General features: G+C 46.3%; 16 protein-coding genes and 1 pseudogene. 11 read left to right on the forward strand and 6 right to left on the reverse strand.

Annotated features, from left to right (window positions below):
• Positions 1-43 precede the first annotated feature (43 nt).
• Together trxA and ON05_RS07000 are read left to right on the forward strand one after the other, a co-directional pair.
• Positions 44-367 (forward strand): thioredoxin, encoded by a 324-nt coding sequence (gene trxA, locus ON05_RS06995; protein ID WP_010478225.1) that lies wholly within the window; start codon positions 44-46, stop codon positions 365-367.
• Positions 368-485: 118 nt separating this feature from the next.
• Complete coding sequence (locus ON05_RS07000; protein ID WP_010478226.1) at positions 486-1586, forward strand: alkene reductase; 1101 nt, start codon at positions 486-488, stop codon at positions 1584-1586.
• Between the two features lie 139 nt (positions 1587-1725).
• Here ON05_RS07000 and ON05_RS07005 read toward each other — a convergent pair whose 3' ends face one another.
• Together ON05_RS07005 and ON05_RS07010 are read right to left on the reverse strand one after the other, a co-directional pair.
• Positions 1726-2202 carry a nuclear transport factor 2 family protein gene (locus ON05_RS07005; protein ID WP_010478228.1) on the reverse strand — a complete coding sequence of 159 codons (477 nt, stop codon included), beginning with the start codon at positions 2200-2202 and terminating at the stop codon, positions 1726-1728.
• A gap of 283 nt (positions 2203-2485) precedes the next feature.
• A complete protein-coding gene (locus tag ON05_RS07010; RefSeq protein ID WP_255345109.1) occupies positions 2486-2617 on the reverse strand; it encodes a hypothetical protein in 132 nt (43 codons plus the stop codon).
• Here ON05_RS07010 and ON05_RS07015 point away from each other — a divergent pair.
• The 3 genes from ON05_RS07015 (at position 2616) to ON05_RS07025 (ending at position 7482) form a co-directional block, all read left to right on the forward strand.
• Positions 2616-3872: an ABC transporter substrate-binding protein gene (locus ON05_RS07015; protein WP_050857522.1), complete on the forward strand. Its 1257-nt coding sequence runs from the start codon at positions 2616-2618 to the stop codon at positions 3870-3872. The two genes, ON05_RS07010 and ON05_RS07015, sit on opposite strands and share 2 nt — an antisense overlap.
• Positions 3873-3911: 39 nt before the next feature.
• Positions 3912-6020, forward strand: a complete 2109-nt coding sequence (locus ON05_RS07020; protein ID WP_010478232.1) for a pentapeptide repeat-containing protein — start codon at positions 3912-3914, stop codon at positions 6018-6020.
• A 694-nt stretch (positions 6021-6714) separates the two neighbouring features.
• On the forward strand, positions 6715-7482 hold the full coding sequence (locus tag ON05_RS07025; RefSeq protein WP_010478236.1) for a GUN4 domain-containing protein: 768 nt from the start codon (positions 6715-6717) through the stop codon (positions 7480-7482).
• Between the two features lie 29 nt (positions 7483-7511).
• Here the strand turns inward: ON05_RS07025 and shc are convergent, their stop codons facing one another.
• Entirely contained in the window at positions 7512-9431 is a 1920-nt protein-coding gene (gene shc, locus ON05_RS07030; protein WP_010478237.1) for a squalene--hopene cyclase, read from the reverse strand.
• Positions 9432-9752: 321 nt separating this feature from the next.
• Here shc and ON05_RS07035 point away from each other — a divergent pair, with 321 nt between their 5' ends.
• Complete coding sequence (locus ON05_RS07035; protein ID WP_010478240.1) at positions 9753-10619, forward strand: DUF928 domain-containing protein; 867 nt, start codon at positions 9753-9755, stop codon at positions 10617-10619.
• An 85-nt stretch (positions 10620-10704) separates the two neighbouring features.
• Here ON05_RS07035 and ON05_RS07040 read toward each other — a convergent pair whose 3' ends face one another.
• Positions 10705-11673: an O-antigen ligase family protein gene (locus ON05_RS07040; protein WP_010478242.1), complete on the reverse strand. Its 969-nt coding sequence runs from the start codon at positions 11671-11673 to the stop codon at positions 10705-10707.
• A gap of 165 nt (positions 11674-11838) precedes the next feature.
• On the opposite strand from ON05_RS07040, the gene ON05_RS07045 reads away from it, so the two are divergent.
• The 3 genes and pseudogenes from ON05_RS07045 (at position 11839) to ON05_RS07055 (ending at position 15531) form a co-directional block, all read left to right on the forward strand.
• Positions 11839-12381, forward strand: a complete 543-nt coding sequence (locus ON05_RS07045; protein ID WP_010478246.1) for a dihydrofolate reductase family protein — start codon at positions 11839-11841, stop codon at positions 12379-12381.
• Positions 12382-12960: 579 nt separating this feature from the next.
• Positions 12961-14283 (forward strand): S41 family peptidase, encoded by a 1323-nt coding sequence (locus tag ON05_RS07050; RefSeq protein WP_010478250.1) that lies wholly within the window; start codon positions 12961-12963, stop codon positions 14281-14283.
• Positions 14284-14466: 183 nt separating this feature from the next.
• A pseudogene (locus tag ON05_RS07055) lies at positions 14467-15531 on the forward strand (ISKra4 family transposase).
• 131 nt (positions 15532-15662) lie between these two features.
• Here ON05_RS07055 and ON05_RS07060 read toward each other — a convergent pair.
• Positions 15663-16817: a glycosyltransferase family 4 protein gene (locus ON05_RS07060; RefSeq protein WP_262561323.1), complete on the reverse strand. Its 1155-nt coding sequence runs from the start codon at positions 16815-16817 to the stop codon at positions 15663-15665.
• A gap of 663 nt (positions 16818-17480) precedes the next feature.
• Here ON05_RS07060 and ON05_RS07065 point away from each other — a divergent pair.
• Complete coding sequence (locus ON05_RS07065; protein ID WP_010470810.1) at positions 17481-17684, forward strand: hypothetical protein; 204 nt, start codon at positions 17481-17483, stop codon at positions 17682-17684.
• 288 nt (positions 17685-17972) lie between these two features.
• Positions 17973-18314, forward strand: coding sequence for a hypothetical protein (locus ON05_RS07070; RefSeq protein WP_010470812.1), 342 nt, complete (start codon positions 17973-17975; stop codon positions 18312-18314).
• A 78-nt stretch (positions 18315-18392) separates the two neighbouring features.
• On the opposite strand, the gene ON05_RS07075 is transcribed toward ON05_RS07070, so the two are convergent.
• Complete coding sequence (locus ON05_RS07075) at positions 18393-19760, reverse strand: RNAseH domain-containing protein (protein ID WP_262561325.1); 1368 nt, start codon at positions 19758-19760, stop codon at positions 18393-18395.
• Positions 19761-19811: the final 51 nt, after the last annotated feature.

Genomic DNA, 19811 nt, shown 5'->3' on the forward strand with positions numbered 1-19811 from the left:
ATTCGAGATTCTCGAATATACGAACAATTAAGGAGGCTCCATTATGTCTTCTACTACTGCTATCAATGACACCACCTTTACTACAGAGGTGCTTGAGAGCCAGCAGCCTGTTCTCGTTGATTTTTGGGCCCCTTGGTGTGGACCTTGCCGCATGGTCGGTCCCATCGTTGATGACATCGCTGCGGACTACCAAGATCAAGTCAAAGTCGTTAAGTTCAATGTGGATGAGAGTAGCGATGTTGCCAGTCGATATGGCATTCGTAGCATTCCCACACTAATCGTCTTTAAGGAAGGCCAACCCGTTGAAACGCTGGTAGGGGCATCTCCTAAAGCAACCTTGGTTGAAGCCTTAGACAAACATCTATAAGACTCCTGATTTTTCGTTCCTGATGGTAAGGCGAAGCGCGCGCCGCCTCACCGTTTACTTTGTTTTGCCTGGTAGGCAAGTTCAGTTCTGATACTCCAAACCAACAGGAAGAGTTTCCATGTCTATTTCATCATTGTTTGACCCCATTCGTCTGGGTGCTGTTGACCTCCGCAACCGAATGGTAATGGCACCATTAACCCGAGGTCGATCCGGCCCGGATCGAATTCCCAACGCTTTAATGGCTGAGTATTACCAGCAGCGGGCGAGTGCAGGTCTGATTATTACAGAAGCGACTCAAGTTTCTGAGCAAGCGGCGGGCTGGTCTGAAACGCCAGGGATTTATTCTGAAGCCCAAATTCAGGCTTGGCGCCAGGTGACTGATGCCGTTCATCGGCAAGATGGCAAGATTTTCCTGCAACTTTGGCATACGGGACGGGCCTCTCATCCAGATTTTCAGTTGAATGGGGCACGACCGATTTCTGCCTCGGCGATTAAGCCAGCGGGTGAAGTTCATACCCCGCAGGGTAAAAAAACATTTGTGACCCCCAGGGCTGTGAGTCTGGAAGAGATTCCAAGTATTGTTCAAGACTTTGCTCAAGCTACTGGCAATGCTCGAAAAGCGGGATTTGATGGGGTTGAAATCCATGGGGCTAATGGATACTTAATTGATCAGTTCCTTCGAGATGGCACCAACCAACGGCAAGACGCCTATGGGGGCACGATCGAAAAACGAGTCCGGTTTCTGTTAGAAGTTATCGAGGCGGTGGTGGATACCTGGAGTGCTGATCATGTTGGCGTTCGACTGTCTCCTACGAATGCCTTTAATGACATGAGAGATAGTAATCCGATCGCAACCTTCACGCATGCAGCCCAAGCCCTCAATACTTATAATCTGGCCTATCTTCATGTCCTTGAAGCCTTGCCGGGTCATATGCTGGCGGTGGAAGGCGAGCGGGTGACTCCCTATATTCGACAGGTTTTTCAAGGTCCACTGATGATCAACGGTGGCTATGATGCGGTCAGTGGTGCGGCTGCGATCGCAAACCAAGAAGCCGATGTAGTCGCCTATGGCGTCCCGTTTATTGCTAATCCTGACTTACCGGAACGCTTTGCTAAACAAGCCCCCCTCAATGAACCCGACCCATCCACGTTCTATACCCGGGGGGCAGAAGGCTATACGGACTATCCATTTTTAGACCCGTTAGAGACTGCCGCATAGCAATGAGCAATTTTTCCTGATACTTTCCTAGATCGTCTCGTGGTTTCCCGTTGGGTGACTACGAGGCTTTTTTGATCGGTGAATTTGCACCTAAAAATTAATGATGTATTTTTTAGGTGCATTGTCTCAATCGGGGCCATTACAACCCTAAGTCGGATAGGCCAGGATGATCGGCAGGACGGGGGCCTAAGGGCCAGTGGAATTTGCGATCGCCCTCCTGTATCGGCAGATCATTGATACTGGCAATACGGCGTTTCATGAGACCTAGCTCATTAAACTCCCAGTTTTCATTCCCATAGGCGCGAAACCAACTCCCCGAATCGTCATGCCATTCATAGGCAAAACGCACAGCAATTCGGTTATCGTGGGTGGCCCAGAGTTCTTTAATCAGACGATAGTCCAATTCTTTCGCCCACTTGCGCTGCAAAAAAGCCACAATTTCGGCACGACCTGAAACAAACTCAGCGCGGTTTCGCCAAACACTATCAACGCTATAGGCCAGAGATACTTTTTCAGGATTTCGACCATTCCAGGCATCTTCGGCAAAGCGGACTTTATCGGTTGCAGATTCGATATCAAAGGGAGGCAAAGGGGGTTTTGCAATATCTTCAGGCATAGGAAAACGATTCAAAGTAGAAAAACAATGAGCCTGGAGGGTTGGCTGGATTGCGGATTAGCCAAACCTAGAGCCACACTCAGTCCCCAAGGATAGGGAGTTCTGTTCCCTGAAAGGGTAGTCTATGATTCAAAATGCTATTTCCGAGGCAACACCAATTATTCTGAGGTTGTCTCTCTATCGAGCAGCATTGGCCCCATAACGACGGGATATTTTACGCCTTAAGTCGTATTGAATTTTCTCAAGGGGCGTCTTTGAATAGAGGGGTTTAGTCTAGAACGCTTCAGCCAGTAGAGTCTCCGCTATCAGTGCTGAGTCGTTGAGACCCATGAACCAACCCACTATCCGGGAGACAAGCGTTATCGTCTTTAGAGAAGTGGCGATCAGCAAATAGATTGTTTCGGCTAGCCACCATGGCTTTCTCTCAAAGTAGAAGACAGTGTTTATCCATCATCCTGCTCATGGCTTTGGGATGGCTACCTGGATGTCAACTGCCTCGTCAGACTATACCTAATGAGGGAGCTTCGGGTAGCACGATTACCTTCGGTTCAGTCTTGGCTTTAGCTGGACAAGAAGAGGGGTTGGGCAATCGTATGAAGATCGGTTTAGAAACGGCCTTGAAGGATCAAAAAGTGAAAGGGCGATCCATTCGTCTGATCTTCAAAAACGACTATTACGAACCGGCTAGTACTCGACAAGCCACCCAAGAAATCATCCAAGACCAGATCTTTTTAATGATTGGCAATGTGGGGACACCGACGGCCAAAGTATCTCTCCCCATCCTGGCCGAACAGAATATTCCTGCGGTCGGCTTTTTCACCGGCTCGGGAATTTTGAGACCCGGCAAAGGTCCCATCGTTAATTATCGTGCCAGCTATGCGCAAGAAATTAAGGCGGTGGTTCAACTGGCAATTCGCAATGGAGTAACGCCTGAACAAATCTGTGCCTATGTCCAGAATGACAGCTATGGCATGTCTGGTTTAGCAGGGTTAAAGTCAGCCCTGATCGCGACAAAGGGCGATGCAGCGATTATTCAATCCTTTGACAAGATCCTTACTATGGCGGGGGATAATCCCCAACGCAATCATATTGGCCCCGTTGGGGTCTATGCGCGCAACACGCCGAATGTAGTCCCTGGCTATCAGTCCATCAAAGCCTGGGAAAAAAACAGTGGCGTCAAGTGTCGCCTCATCGTCACAGTCGGCTCCTACAGTAACATTGCTCGCTTTGCCAGCCACCTGCAACAGCAAGGTGAAAAAAGGATTATCTCAGCGGTTTCCTTTACCGGAGGCGACGATTTTATGCTCGATTTAGAAGAGTATGGCATTCGTGACCGCGTGATCATGACTCACGTCGCTCCTCTCCTGGATTCCAACCTGCCCATCGTTCAAGAAGCGAGAACGAAACTGGAAAATGAATTTGGCCATGTCTCCTTAGAAGGCTACATTGTGGGCAAAATGACCCTGCGTATCTTAAAAGATATTCCAGGAGAAATCACACGCGACAGTTTTATGCAGCAAGTTGCCCGTTCTCAGTTTGATTTAGGAGGCGTCACGATTAATTTTGTTGAGAACCATAACCAAGGGTCAAATTTAGTGATCTTGAGCTACTTAACCCCTCAAGGATTCAGAACTTTAGACGCTGCAACCTTCAAAGCAATGCTCCAATAACCGGAGGTTAAGTGTGCATCCTACTAGACAGTGACGTTGATGAGTAAAACACCCCCAGGAGAGGCCCCCCATCCCCACTATCCAGGACCAGAGCTGAATCCAACGCTTCTAGACGAGAACGAGGGGCAGCCCTTGATAGAGAGCTTTCAGCGAGTCAATTTAATCTCCGAAGATTACCTGCGGTTAGCTGTCATTCAACAGGAAGCCAGCCAATTTCAGCTTTCTTTAGCCACCTATATTCATCAACTCGAACAATATAATCAGGCACAACAGTCTACTAGCCCTCCCAAACCCCCTCTCCTCAAGCCGTTTTCGATTCTGGATGCCAAGGTAAGTGATTTTGTCGCTTGGCTTGAAATGATTTCGATCATCAAGCTGGCAACGGTCCTGGGGGAAGCAGCTATTCTCATTGCTTTTATTTCCTATCTTTTCTCTATCCCTTATCAACAGCAAAAGAAGATAGAAGATGCGCGGAATGTTCTGGTCGATCAAAAGGGGCAACAACATAGTGATGGCAGAATAGCGGCCCTCAAAACCCTCGATTCACTCTGTGCGAGTAATGCTGGCCTGCAGGCCCCCAAGGCCCAAATGGTCGGCATTCAACTGAATCAATGCCACAAACTCTCGGTCAGTCTCCATAGTATTCAGCAATGGCCTTTCCAATTTTTCGAGCATCAAGGGATTGATTTATCCCACGCCAACTTAGAACAGGCCAATCTTGCCCATGCCAATCTTGAAAAAGCCAACTTAAAGGGCAGTAATTTAAAGGGCATCAACCTGAGTGAAGCAAATCTACAGGGCGCAAATCTGCAAGGGGCCAATTTAGAGGGAGCCAACCTGGAAGGAGCCAACCTGCAAGGGGCTAACTTTACGGATGCAGTATTGCATAAAAGCTTACTCAATAATGCCAACTTCACGAAGGCCAATCTAACCCGGGCAAAAATGCACCAGGTTCAAGGAATATGGACCAAATTCAACCATGCAATCCTCCATCGTACGGATTTATACCAAGCCAACTTGAATCGTTCCATCCTCAAGGGGAGCGATTTGTACAAAGCTAACTTGGAGAATAGCTCCCTCCAATCGGTAGATTTTTTAGACGATGCCAACTTGCGATCGACGAACTTAAAAAGGGCCGATCTCTCTAAAGCTAGCTTTTGGGCACTCCATCAACTCAAACGGGCCAAGCACTGGCAGTCTGCCATCAAAAGTCCAAATTGGATGCAAACCATTGCCCGTCCTCGCTCACCTCGCTTACGAATTGGCTTGATCAAATCAGCCGATAGCACGATCTTTAAAGCCTATGAATTGGGGATGCGGCGGGCTGCCAATCGGCGGGTAGAAATTTGGAGTTTGCTATCTGCCTCTGGGGTGGAAAATGAAGCCCAAACTATCCAGGAACTGATTGATTCCGGGATTGATGCCATTGTGTTGTCTCCAGAGGATCCATTAGGGTCTATCCCAGCCCTTGAAAAGGCTTACCAAGCTGGCGTGGTGGTAATCACGGTGGATTTTTGTTTTGACAAAGAAACCGCAAAAGATATGGTGTTTGCCTGTTTCAACACCAATAGCTTAAAGATGGGAGCCGATTCTGCAGAACACCTCACCCAATGGGCTGCCACCCATCTCCAGGATCAGCCTTTAAATATTGGTGTGGTGGATAGTGCGGAATATGAACGGTATTACCCCAACTATCAAGGCTTCCTCAACGGCATGGCGGCCTCCGACGTTACCTGGAAAGAAGTTTCGTCCGTAGATGCAATTACACAAACCGACATTGCTCACATTAAAGCAATGCTGTCGGAGAATCCCCAGATCAATATCTTATGGGGCGGATCCAACTTGGCCACAGAACTGTCTGTGGCAGCAGTGGAAGACTTAGGGTTGCAAGCAAAAGTCAAAGTTTTTGGCATTCTGGATTTATCGAAAGACAAGGCTCGAATGCTATTAGATCCCAACAGTCCTCTACAATCAATCATCGATCAGGCTGGCGTCAAAATCGGCTACAAAGCCGTCCATACCGCTGTGGAAGTTTTAAGACACAAAAAAACTCAGTACACTGAAGATCCGATAGACCACCGGCTATTGACCCAGACCGATAAAGCGGCTGTCAAAGAGCTATTAACTGAAGCCAACAGCATTCAGTAGTTAGCAGCGAAAAAGTATTTCAAAAATCATACTAACTATCTTAAAAATTAAATATTAACTAAAAAGAGAAAATATTAATATGGATTTTTATACGCTTTTGGATAGAATCAAGAAGCAACCCAGCCTTTTTCTTGCAAGACCTAGTACATATGATTTCCAGTCATTTTTGTTTGGCTATGAATATGCGAAATCTTTGTATGGAAACTCACAAACTGAGGAAGAAAAAGAATTTTATCAATTTATAGAATGACTGAGAGAAGAATTCCCAATAAAAACAAATCATTCATGGACCAATATAATCATGTTTTACTCTTGCGATGAACATGATACATTAACTAAGTTTTTTGGTTACTACTCAGGCTTAAATCATTGTGTTGAGAATGAAGGCCTGACTCTCTCTGGAGCTATGTTTTAAGCACAACAGGAGTCAAATCACAATCGTCCATTGAACAAGAAATCTTCTCATCAAAAAATTTGTGAAGCTGATAAATGGATAATTATCCTTGCTGCCATAAACTAAACTGCTTGATTGCACCAAATGTTGTGGTCGAGGGTATTTTATAAATATGAGGGAGATTTTCTAGTCAAAAAACTAAAACAAAAACATATTTATATATGAAGAAATCAGACTTCCAGAATATTTCTACTTGGTTTCTGACTGCTATTTCCAAGTAAAAATAGGTGATTTACAGCTATGAGTGATATTCGTGAGTGCTACGAGACTTTTGATCTAGAGCTAGATGCCAGCTTAAGTGATCTGAAGCTAGCCTATAGAGATCTAGCTGCCGTATGGCATCCAGACCGCTTTACAGATAATCCTAGATTACAGGCAAAAGCAGAGGAAAAATTAAAGCGGATTAATAGATGTTATGACATCCTGAAGGCTCATAACTCTCAAAACAGTTCTGCTCATTCTCCACCTAAAGCCACTAAAAAGCCGACTACCCACAAAACAAATAGTGAACAGAAAAAGCAACCCATAAAGAAACCTGCCGATCTGAGTAGACTAAGGGATCAGCTCCTAATGGGAGATTGGTGCCAAGCAGATCTAGAGACCCAAAATATTCTATTGTCATCATCAAATAGACAGTCTGAAGGGTGGCTACGACCCAAAGATGTCGATAACTTACTATATGAAGATCTTCAATCAATAGATAAACTATGGAGTGAATTCAGCCATCAGCGTTATGGTTTCAGCATTCAGAAAAAGATATGGGAAAGCTTGAGCTGTCAATCTGCCTTTTGGACCCCCGTATATGAGCAAAAGTTTGGGGATGCTCTTGGTTGGAGGGAGAACGGTTTTTGGATTAGACCAGAGAAAAGCTTTGAGTATTCACTAGGAGCATCCGAAGGCTGCTTTCCCAGGTTATATATCTTTTCATTATGGGGATGGTGGTCTTATTCAAACCGCAAAATCGGTAAATTGCGGTTTGAGTTCGAGAGAATTTTCCTTCGTCTCTGAGCCTCTGACTATCGCAAAGTCGCTTTTTCCTAACTATTCCTCCTGAGCATTTTTTGGTAACGCCCCAAAGCAGTCAAGGGAAAATGCTGCTGGTAGAGATGGTATTTCAGATAGAAATGGCAAGGAAATCCTGTGCCAGTGAAATAATCTTCATCCCAGGTGCCATCCATCTTTTGCGTGGTCGTGAGGTAATTCACGCCCCGCTCAATCGCAGCATCGGCATAGGCAGAGGTCGCTTCCCCCGCCGACAACAGTCCCATAATGGCCCAAGCCGTTTGGGAGGCTGTGCTAGGCCCTTGGCCTTTCAGCTTAGGGTCATCGTAGCTGGCACAAGTCTCGCCCCAACCCCCATCCGTATTTTGGCAACTCACCAACCAAGCCGCTGCGTGCTGAATTTGGGATTGCCAGCCTTGGGGATCGATCAAGGCTAGGGCAGCCAATACGCCGCTCGTGCCATAAATATAATTTACTCCCCAGCGTCCAAACCAGCACCCCTCCGGTTCTTGCTCAGCTCGCAAATATCGAAGGGCTCGATCCACACTGTTTTTCCCTGTCGTTTGATGGCAACGACCGATCATTTCTAACACTCGGGCCGTGACATCGGCAGTATTGGGGTCAATCATGGCTTTCAGATCCCCATAGGGCAAAGCGTTCAGCCAGTCTTGATCGTTATTGATGTCGAAGGCCGCCCACCCTCCAGGACGGCATTGCATCGTGGCGATCCAGTTTACGGCTCTGGCAATGGCTGCATCCTTTGCCTGCTCGTCCGGTAGCTGGACCTCGTTTAAGGCCATAACCACAACGGCGGTATCATCCACATCGGGATAAAAGCGATTGTCAAACTCAAAGGCCCAGCCCCCAGGTAAACCGCCTGGATTTTTGATGGACCAATCTCCGTAATCTAGGATTTGCTTATCCAGCAGCCATTCTCCTGCTTTCACTAGGGCAGGATGATCAGGCGCTAGCCCCGACTCAGCCAGTCCCCGCACGACCAAGGCGGTATCCCAGACGGGTGAGATACAGGGTTGAATCCAATATTGGTCTTCGGTTTCAAGAGCAAAGGCATCCAACGCCGCCATGCCCCGTTCAATAATTGGATCGTGGACAGCATAGTCCAGGGCCTTCAGGCCCAAAAGAGAATTAAGCATGGCCGGGATAATTCCACCCCAATCCCCTGTTGCTTCTTGACGCTCCAAAATCCAGCGTTCAGCAGCGCGAATCCCTTCTTCTCGAAAGGGAACGAGATTGGTCGATTCAGCAAATTTGAATAGGCCATCTAAATAGATAAACGCATCGGTCCATTCATTGCTGAGGGGCAGATCAAACTGGGCGCGATTTCGTCCTTCTACATAGAGTTCATCCAGATTGAACCCAGCTTCCACGGCATAGACCGGCTCCCGATCCATCACGATCAGCAAGGGAACGGTACTGCCCCTGGCCCAACTCGACATCTCATAAATGGTGAAGGGAAATTGTTCAGGCAACAACATCACCCAGGGCGGTAAGGAAGGAATACCTCGCCATTCATAGCAGCCGATCAGGGCTAAATGCAGCTTGGTAAACACGCGGGTGCGACTTATCCCCCCATGCTCCAAAATAAACTGCCGTGCTCGCACCATGGCCGGATCTTCCATGGGCACGCCTAAGAGCTTCAGGGCCATATAGGCTTCGACAGAAACGCTGATTTCCCCTCCATCGCCGAAGTAGAGTTCCCAGCCGCCGTGATCTCGCTGTTGCGATCGCAAATACGTCTCCACTTTCTCCAAGGGCCGACTGCGATCTGTTCCCCAAATCTTATGCAGCAGCACCACTTCAGAAGTAATCGAAACATTGGATTCCAGCTCCGCCCACCAATAGCCCTTCTCGTCTTGCTGGGTGAGCAAATAGCTTTGCGAAGCTGCGATCGCAGCTTCGAGGGTTTTTGGATTCACTCTGTCTCGAACAGCCATAGCTCTTAAAATTCAGTCAATTGTGACGACAGTCGATTCATCTTACCGGATTCCGCAAAGGTGCAGCACAATGGTGGTTCCACTCTCCTATCTGGAACACATTCTTAGAGGGAGGAGTCTATGTTAAATAACTGTTTCCCCACCCAAATCCCCCTACCCCCTTTACTCAAGCGATCACCTTCCGGCATTCTCCCTTCAATCCGTGAAGCGGTCAGGATATCGCTTGGGTATGATGAGGGAGTACTTAGTGTCTGAAACATTTTGCAAGCTCCCCTTGAACCGTTCTGCACCCCACTTTTTGAGAGGCCCAGCTGACTAACAATGTCTAAATATTGTTCTACCCCTGCAACACGGATCGCGACCTTAGCAGTGGGAGGCTTAGTGGGAGTTCTATGGTGTGCCTTACCTAGCCATGCTGGATTTAAGCCACCTGGAGATCTATCAAAACCTGGTAATCGTCGAGGGCTAGCGACACGAGCCGTCGAACCCAGGAAAGGGCCGTTAAACGAAAGTACACCTCGAAGACCTTCCCGAGTGGTTCCGATTCCCTTACCCAGGCCGGATGCACCCCCCATCTGGGAATTACCGGATGACCCCGCCTTTTCGCCAGGGCCGGGCCAACCCAAAACCTGTACGGCCAGTGGTCGCCCCACTCTCACCACATTGGTGCCCAAAAGTAATATTGGCTTCAGTGCAACGGCTTACCCGACCTTTTATTGGTTTACTCCCACCCATAGCTACCGGATTGTTCAGTTCAGTTTGTACGAGGTGGGGGCTAACGGTCGCTCTAAGAAAGAAGTCTATTCCACGACTTTCCAGGCTTCAGGCCAAGCAGGGTTATCTAGAATTGCGATTCCCGATCAAGTCTCCACCCTCGCCTTGAAACCCAAGACAGATTATCAATGGGTCGTGGGACTCTTCTGCACCCGTAAAGGCCGAAATGGTATCATCGCCAATGGCTGGATTCGCTACGTACCGCCTACCCAAGAAGTCGCTAAAAAGGTCTCAAAATCTAAACTCAAGGACCAAGCGGATGCCTTCGCAGAAGCGGGCTATTGGTATGATGCCGTCCAGGCCTTAGCTGCCGCACGCCGGGAGAAGCCTGAGGATAAACGTCTCAGTAAGACATGGAAAACTCTATTTGAAGCAGACGCCGTTCAACTGTCGGGGATTGCTGCTCAGAAATAGCCCAGTATCCAATAACATCTAGAGCGTTGTCTAGGTGCATCCCTATGTTCTCAAGGGCAGTACGGAAGACTGGCACAGCGCTCTCTCACTTCAACCTGAATAATTTGCGAATGGGGCGTGAGGATCTAGCTTCTAGTGAGGTGATCAATTCATACTCTCCTGGGCGAAACTTTTTCTTAGAGGGTGTAATCCCTAAGGTAAAGGTTCCCACCTTGCGATCTAGATCATTCGTTTCTCGAAACACTTGGATGGGGGGAATTTTGTCATCCTTGGTCTTGCCAAGATAGCGGAGGATATAAGTGATTTCAGAATCTCCTCGGAATTGCACATTGGCAATGCTGGGTAGTTTAGCTGTAAAGGCTAGCGTCTTGATTTCAGTGGAGAGTTCACTCAAATCTTCGGCACAGGGGTCTTCCGCATCGCTACTCCCCTCACAAATTTTGATGCTACTGACGCTGTTATTTAGACCCGCATCTTCAATGTCCCCTTCGTTGCGCTTGCTGACATCCTTAGGATCTGTCCAAACCGAAAAGATCTGCTCTTCGGACAGCGGTTTTTGATTACCAATGCCTTCCGGCGTTAACGTCACTCGATAGATACCAGGCTGTAGGTCAACCTGATCCAGCTGCAGGGCCACTTCTCGTTTACCCTTCGGGACATCATAAACATTGCTAAACACCTCAGACTCTTGGTCAGGCTCTGGCCAGTAATCCAGGGTGGCTTTAACCTGATTTGCTGTTTTACCTTTGCGGAGTTTCGCGCTGACCGTAATGGTTTGAGTCTCTTCCAAGAAAGCAATCTCATGCTTTTCACACTGACCGTCTACCGGCGATTTACAAACAGCCACATTGGTAAAGCGGACCAGATTTCCCCCTGTAATGCCAAGAGCGACGAATAAAATTATCACAGCCAGAAATATTTTCAGAAACCGAGGCTTCAGCCAGGGAAAACGCTGATTGAGCCGGTCCTGAATGGGGGGAGCCACAATAATGACGGCGAGTAGTGCAATGATAAAACCAAGCCACTCTCCTGAAATCAGCAAACCTAAACTCATTAGGAGCGCTATCACTGCTAGAAGCCACTGCAAAAATTTCATGGTTTTAGCAAAATATCACCAATTCCCCCACCGTTTTATAGCACTAAATCGTCTATTTACTTTACTGAAATAGTAATTAAGAACTCTGGGTGAAGCCAAAATTTAGCAGGTCAAACGTCACCTATGGGCACAAAAGTTTCAGTTTTTATTGCGACCAGCTTAGATGGATTTATCGCCAGAACCAATGGAGACATCGATTGGCTCAATGAGGCGAATGCAGTAGTCCCAGAAGGGGAAGATTGTGGCTTTCAAGCCTTTATGGCCTCGGTGGATGTCTTGGTCATGGGGCGTAAAACCTATGAACAGGTTCTATCTTTTGGAGCGTGGCCCTACGGTCAAACCCGAGTCATTGTTTTGAGCCGAACTCCTATCCAATTTCCAGATGCTTTGCCTGCGTGCATTACCCACTCAGCAGACCCCCCACTCATGCTCTATAATCGCCTTGTCCAAGAAGGAGCCCAGCATTTATATATAGATGGTGGGGCTACAATCCAGCGATTTTTGGCGGCGGGTCTGATTGATGAACTCACCATTACCGTGATCCCTATTCTGTTAGGCGAGGGGATATCTCTGTTCGGTTCCTTGGCAAAAGAGATACCGCTGACCCTCCTCAGCTCCCATTCCTATGACTTTGGATTTGTCCAACTTAAATATGCTGTTCCTTGACATGGGCTCCCTGCTCCCGCAGATGCATGGACAGCATGGTGGTGCGATCTCAGATCTGTATTGCGGTTTGATCCTTCAGACGATCCCATCCTCATCACTGCCCCTTCAACTCAAGGATGATCAGGTCGTAAAGTTATGGCCAGCTGATCTCAGCACAATACTTCAAGTGTTTGAATTCCTTTGAGACCCGCGTTTAAGAACGGTTCAAACAATGCCGAACAGTTAAAATCTTCAACATCTTCCGGATATACCAAGATCACATCACGCTGTGGCACAGATGGAGCATGATAAAGACATCTCAACGGTTCATCAGTTAAGTCAAATCAGTTAAGACATTTGAGAAAAAAGAAACCTGTAAGTGCTGTCTCGTTATCATCAGTAGTCAGCATCGTCTCCATCCATTAAGTGCGCTCTCCCATTCAACAAAGGAATTTAAGATCAAGAAGCAGATAACTCTAACCTTTAGACTACCGGAAAACATCAGCGTTGACCGGTAGTCAGAGCCATCTCCCTCACAAACTTTAGGGTGATCCAGTCCTAAAAACCCCAATATTGACCCATCAAACGCTCCTCATATTTATGGTTATTCTTCGGCCCCAGGTTGCCCTGCTATCGACTGCCCTCTCAATTGCAACCCTCACAATCGCTTTCCCCACCCCTAAGACTTGGGCAGCCCCAAACTCCGACTCGTCCAAGGCCATCATTGACGAAGTTTGGCAGATTATCAAAAATGATTATTTAGATACAACCTTCAATGGTACAGATTGGCCCGCTATTCGCAGCCAATACCTAAACCGTACCTATACTTCCAAAGAAGAAGTCTATGATGCAGTTCGAGAAATGCTAGACCAGCTTGAGGATCCTTATACTCGCTTTTTGGATCCTCAGCAGCTTAAAAACATGCAAATCAGTACTTCAGGCGAACTAACCGGAGTGGGGGTACAAATCACTCAGGATGAAAAGACGAAAGACATTACTGTTATTGCTCCGATTGAAGGCAGTCCTGCTGCCCAAGCAGGGCTCTTAAATCAAGATGTGATCATTCAAGTAGATGACACCAGCACTGAAGGGATGGATATTGATGAAGCGGTTAAGTTAATTCGAGGCCCCGTTAACTCTAATGTGACCCTTACCGTTTTACGGGGGCAGGATCAGTTGAGTTTTAAGATCAAGCGGGCTCGTATTGAAATCCATCCGGTTCGATTTTCCTCTCAAACGACTCCATCTGGTCCTGTGGGCTATATCCGCCTTAACCAATTTAGCAACAATGCCACTTCTGAGATGCGCGAAGCCATCCAAGAATTGGAAAAACAAAAGGTCACTGGATTTGTTCTAGACCTGCGCTTAAACCCGGGTGGATTGCTATATTCCAGCACTGAAATTGCCCGAATGTGGATGGGGGAAGGAACAATTGTGGCTACTGTGGACCGTGAAGGGGGCGAAGATAAACTCACGTCTGATAAGAATACTCTAACGGATAAGCCGCTTATCATCCTGGTGGATGGAGGGTCTGCCAGTGCTAGTGAGATTCTGGCTGGGGCCTTGCAAGATCACCAACGCGCTGTTTTGCTCGGCACTCAGACGTTTGGAAAAGGACTGGTGCAATCTGTACAGCCTTTAGAAGATAATTCGGGGTTATCTATAACGGTTGCCAAATACATGACTCCCAAGGGTCGAGATATTCATAAAAAAGGTATTGAGCCCGATATCGAAGTAAAACTTACCGATAAGCAACGGAGCGACCTGTTCCAAAACCCACGCAAACTAGGCACAACCTCTGATCCTCAATATGTGAAAGCTGTAGCCGAACTCAATAAGCAAGTTGAAAAGCATCGTTGGGATAATGTCACCGTTGCCACCCAATATCTGTGCTCATACCTTACATCCTTGATCGTGAATTAAGAACGTTGCGATCGCACCCGCTAAACCAGCCAACGCCCCCTCAGCAAAGGCAAGGCATATGATCAATCCCTACCTGTAGGAGAAAAATTTTTGACCACCGGGAATAGCCGACGGGAGCATGTCACCTTTGCAGATTGTTTTGAAATCGTTCAGGATACAAGTGTTGCCCAGAAGTCTTCATCAATGAACTCCGAAAAAGCAGCTCAACTCAAAGTCCATCTTGATGCGATAGCCCAATTACTGTACGAAGAAAGCGATCCAGAGAACCTGAAGACGCTAGAAGGTATTGAGATGACGGTGCGTCAGCAAATTCAGACCCATGTCAGTCCCGAACTCGGTCATTTTTATCCGCACAGCTACTGGCACAGCAGCAGGCCGCAACCGACGCCTGAAAAGCACCTTGGGCGTTCTAAGCATTACAACTCAACAGGCACAGCATCTAGCCGTTTCCCCCTATCGTCAAATCAGTCCTCATTTAGAGAATTGTTGCTTGCGCATCAGTGCCAATGTCTCCTATGCTCAAACTGCTAAAGATGTGGCTTATTTAACTGGGATTCAGGTACCAGCCAAAACCCAGCAGCGATTGGTGCATCAACAACGGTTTCCTACCCCCAGGCTCATGAAGCTTTAACCGAAGTGAGTGTAGATGGTGGCAAAGTGCGCATCCGCACCCCTTTAGGACACCCTTGTCAGTGGAAAGACTATAAAACCCTGGCAACGCATGTGGGACTCATCGCGGATTATCACAATAATGCCCGGCTCATTGACTGGACTCACCAGCAACCGTTAGCCTCTCCACTGACTTGTTTAGGGGATGGTCATGATGGCATTTGGAATATCATTCGTCAGCTGAGCATACCTGAGCAACGGCGAGAGATTCTGGACTGGTACCATCTGGTGGAAAATCTTCATAAGGTCGGTGGGTCCCTCAAACGTCTGCACCAGGCTGAGCAGCTCTTATGGCAGGGGAAGGTTGATGAAACCTTGGCTCTATTTGAGTCATTGAAGAAAAAGCAGGCCCAAGTCTTTTGCAACTATGTTCGCAAACATCGGCATCGGATCGTCAATTATGACTATTACCAGAGTGAGCAAATCTGCTCTATTGGGTCTGGGGCTGTTGAATCTGCTATCAAGCAGATTAGTCGCAGAGTCAAAATTTCAGGGGCGCAGTGGAATGAAAGTAATGTCCCGCAAGTGCTGGCACATCGGTGTGCTTACCTCAATGGCTTAATTGGAATGCAAAGGTGACATGCTCCCATAGCCGACGAATTGCCACGTCGGCTATAGGGCTAATATTGAATTACTTTATAGACCTAAAACACAAGATCTGAAGAACTCTTCATAGCAGTCAACGTCAAAGTTTTTATTGCCCCGATAGTTTAAATCGCACTATTAGAGACTTTTAAATTAGTCCTTTTGGAGGTCAATGAAAGATATATTTCTCTCAATCTTTTATAGGAATGGGCAATATCATACTGCTTGCATTTTTCTTTTGCTTCGCTACCCATAGATTGCGCCACTTCTGAATTTTTCAGCAAGAAAATTAGTTTGTTGGCTAATAGCTCACAATCCTTAAACGGAATAATAAAACCAGTTTTCTGATCATCGATTGCAGATCCCATGCCTCCTGCAGTCGTACCCACAACCGGTTTGCTCATATTCATTGCTTCCACTAAAGCAATTGGTAATCCCTCCCATAGGGAAGGCATCGCCACAACATCAGCGAGGGCCAATAAGGTCGGAACATCTTCGCGATAGCCAGTGAAAATAACCTGATCAGCAATACCTTCACTTTGAGCAAAGGACTGGAGCATTTCTAAATCTGGGCCAGCCCCGACCAACAAGAAACGGGTATTTGGAAACTCTTTTAAAATTGAGGTTGCAGCTTTCAGTAGGTAAATTTGACCTTTTTGAGTGTCCAATCGACCTACATTACAAATCACCTTTTCTCCAGGTTGAATACCTAGCTTTGATCGTTCATGATCGACGACTTCTTGAGCAGGAGCCTTAAACTCTTTTAGCGGTAAGCCATAAAATAATGTTTCTACTTTTTGGGGTTGAACTTTACGCGCGGTCACCATAAAGTCGCGTACAGGTTCTGAACAAGCTATCGCTGTTGTTGTCAAGGGCGATAATAGGGCATCCACTGCCGTCAGATAAAGTGGCTGTTTAGGAAAAACTGCATGTTCATGAACAATATTGGGCAAACCTTTTGTGGTTCCAACTAAGCGCCCAAATGTCGTAGAACCATATCCACTTAAGTGTAGAATATCGGGTTTTTCTTGCTCAATTAATTTTGAAAGATCTAGAAAAGTCCTAGGATCAAATTTACTTCGGCCCAAGAAGAATACTGGAACTCCTTGACGTTCAAAAATTTGCGCTGCTTCCTCAGGTGCTCGTAAGCTACAAATGCTGAACCGAATCTCCTGTGAATTGAAGCAAGGAATCCACCGCTCGATAGCCTTAGATACACCATGAATCTCTGAGCCAGCAACGCTCAGCTTATCCATGACATGCATTACATGAATAGCCATATATGAAAATTTTAATCAATAGTTTACATAGTACTATAGATTCTTTAATCCAGATTTTTTGTAACTTAAATTACAATCCTGAGCCATTTTTACCTAGCTACTAAATTTACCCATCGAGAAGTCATAACTGAGTATTTAGATCGCAAAAAAAAAATTGGCAGAATTAAAATATCGATAATTCAAATAGGTCTATTACTACTAGTGAAAATCACTTTTTAGGTTCATTAACCCTCAACTAACCTTGAAGAAAATTCTAGCTTTTTATCGGAATATGTCGATCAGTAGTCTACAAACAAGTTTGACGACATGGAGGAGATGATGATGCGATCGCACCAGCTAAACCCGGCGATACTATTCTTATTGCGGGCAAAGGCCATGAAGATTACCAAATTCTCGGCACTGAAAAAATCCATTTCGACGATCGCGAAGTAGCACAAGCAATCTTATCTCAGCGTTTTGGCTAACAACTGCTGATCAGGTAACTCCACTTATCTTCGACGGATTGGTTGATAGTGCCGAATAACCACTGATTCTTCACGTACCACATGAGTTGTAAGAAGTTTTATTCAAAGCTTGTGGACTTTGGGGTTGCGCTCAAGACAACATAATTGATGTGATAATCTCACAGAGCTAGCTCTTGACCAATGCCAAGTCTCTGATTCAATGGCAATTTATCATCGCTTAGAGTCCCCCACTCAGACATCAGAAGATGCCAAGCAACAAGTGATTAGCCAAGAAATCTGGGGCAGACCACCCCGAGGTAGTGAAACGGCTAAGGTCAAAGCTTATGTGGGTTCCCTACCAACAGGAGCACGAGGGATTGAATTCACAACTGACATTAAGCTAGGGCTTGCTGAAAAAGTCTGAAACAGCTTGAAACCCCTATAGCTGCGTGATTTTTTCAAGTTATACGAACAACTTAGTGCAAGGTAAAATTGCTTGAAACGTCGCAAAATCGTTAATTGGCCTTGCACATGAAAATGTTTTCACAAGCTATAACAACCATATATCAATACTTTTGACTTTTTCAGCAAGCCCTAAGCTAGATCCCGGCTCACCACCAGGACATGCTTATTGGAGTGGACCTCGAACTGGGGTTAAACTGCAGGGCGACTTCGCTACACTCAAGGTGTTGACCATTATCAATCGTCAACAATGACAAATATTTCTGCCTCCAATAAGCTTGTAGAACTCGTTGAGGTTACCTCAGCGGTGGTACCCATTGCTGTATTCCAGCAAAGTCCAGCGGAACTTTCCGAGCAGAACTCAATAGAATTTCAAGATGGGTTTGATGACCTAGACTATCTTAAATTCTCGTTATTGCAGTTGCCCTCTGGTAAGCCGACTACCCTTGTCTATCATCAAAATTCTCCTAACCCAGGCGTTGAAATTTGTGTCATCGCAGATGAATCGAACCGAGAAGGAGTAATCCAAGAGGTTATGCAACTTTTAAATCTACCCACCACAGCTTTAATATGCGTGCATCCCGAGATTTAGGACAAGAGATAAATTGGATAGATTCTTCTGCAATAGCAGTACAATCGTAATTTCTGGAGGAAAGAAACTATGTGTTCGCTAAGGTATTTCTGAATCGTCTTCGTTAAAGGCCCACTCCTTCAGCTTTTCAGCTAGTGATAGTGGCAATGGGTATTCGCACTCATCAGGAGTCCACCAGTGCAGTGCTCTGAGTTTGTGGGTAATTGCATGATGCAACTCAATTTTTTCGGGTGACGGGGTAGCGAAAATATTATGAGCGCGTGGCTGAGGAACCTTCCAGCCACTTAATGGTGATGGAACACGAGGAACATCTACACCCTTACGTCGAGATGAATAAGCTTGAAAACGACTCATATTCCTTCGCTGTGCATTGCTAGTTCTGGGTTTTCGAGCGATGCTCAGTACAGTTTGAGTAAATGATGTCTCTTCGAGGTCACAGGCTTGTGGAACAAATATTCCCCCAGCAAAAGACGCAGTCTCTTCCTCGAAGTTCTCTGAATCCATTGGCAGACCGTATCCAGTAGGGACTTCGTGATACATCCCATCACGAATACGAATGAGATGAATCTTGGTGGTAGGTGGATGGTCAGGATCAAATTGACTGTCTTGCAACCATTGCCAATATCGACGGGCGTTCTGAGCATGGGCAAATAGGTAAATATCATCAGCGCTGGAATACATTAAGCTTAGTTGACTTAACATAGTGTTGATGACTTGCTCCGTTTTCCCTGATTGATTCTTAGCTGCTTGGGCATGGGCCAATTTACAAATTGCGGCAGGCATGGACAGAAACTCTAGACTTCTCTCCGGCAGCAGAACACCAACCTCATTCTTGTGGATACAGACCAAAACTGGTTCATTGAAGCTTTTTGAGGCTGTCTTATTATTGCGACTGATGATATAAAAACCAGCATAGACCGTGTTATCAATGCTGCTTGCCTCTATGCTGTCAGAATTCACTTCTGATAATGGGATATTTTGGTCAAAGGGCAAAATGGCGTCTAAAATCGCACTCAATGCAGGATTATCAAGATCCTTGACCTCTTTGGTCTCGTGCCCCACTTCATCGCTCACCTCTGTGGAGACAATGCACTGCGGAACAAGATTATATTTTGGTAGTTGAGATTTTAAGTGGGATTTCGGATCACGCCCATCACGATAGCTAGGATGTTGTTTAGAAAGAATTTCAATGATGATTGGAGTCGGTTTATTTGGTTGGTTTTGCTGACCAAATTCTTTAATATGCTGAAGGTTGGGGATGCTCCGATTATTCCGCTTTTCTTCCACAATAGGATCTGATAGTCCTTGTAACGGACGAAAATCTAGCTTCAGGCTGTTTCCGAAGTAGTGCTGAGCGACCTTCTCCAAAGCTGCTTGAACCTCTTCTGTACAGCAGCAAATCAGATGCGTCTGGCTGTCTATACGCTCTTTGAGAAAGTTTTTCACAGATTGATCAAGTTCAGGTAGCTTACCCTGCGACGGCTTCTTGATTTCTGG

Source organism: Acaryochloris sp. CCMEE 5410 (genome assembly GCF_000238775.2).
In the GTDB taxonomy this organism is placed as follows: domain Bacteria; phylum Cyanobacteriota; class Cyanobacteriia; order Thermosynechococcales; family Thermosynechococcaceae; genus Acaryochloris.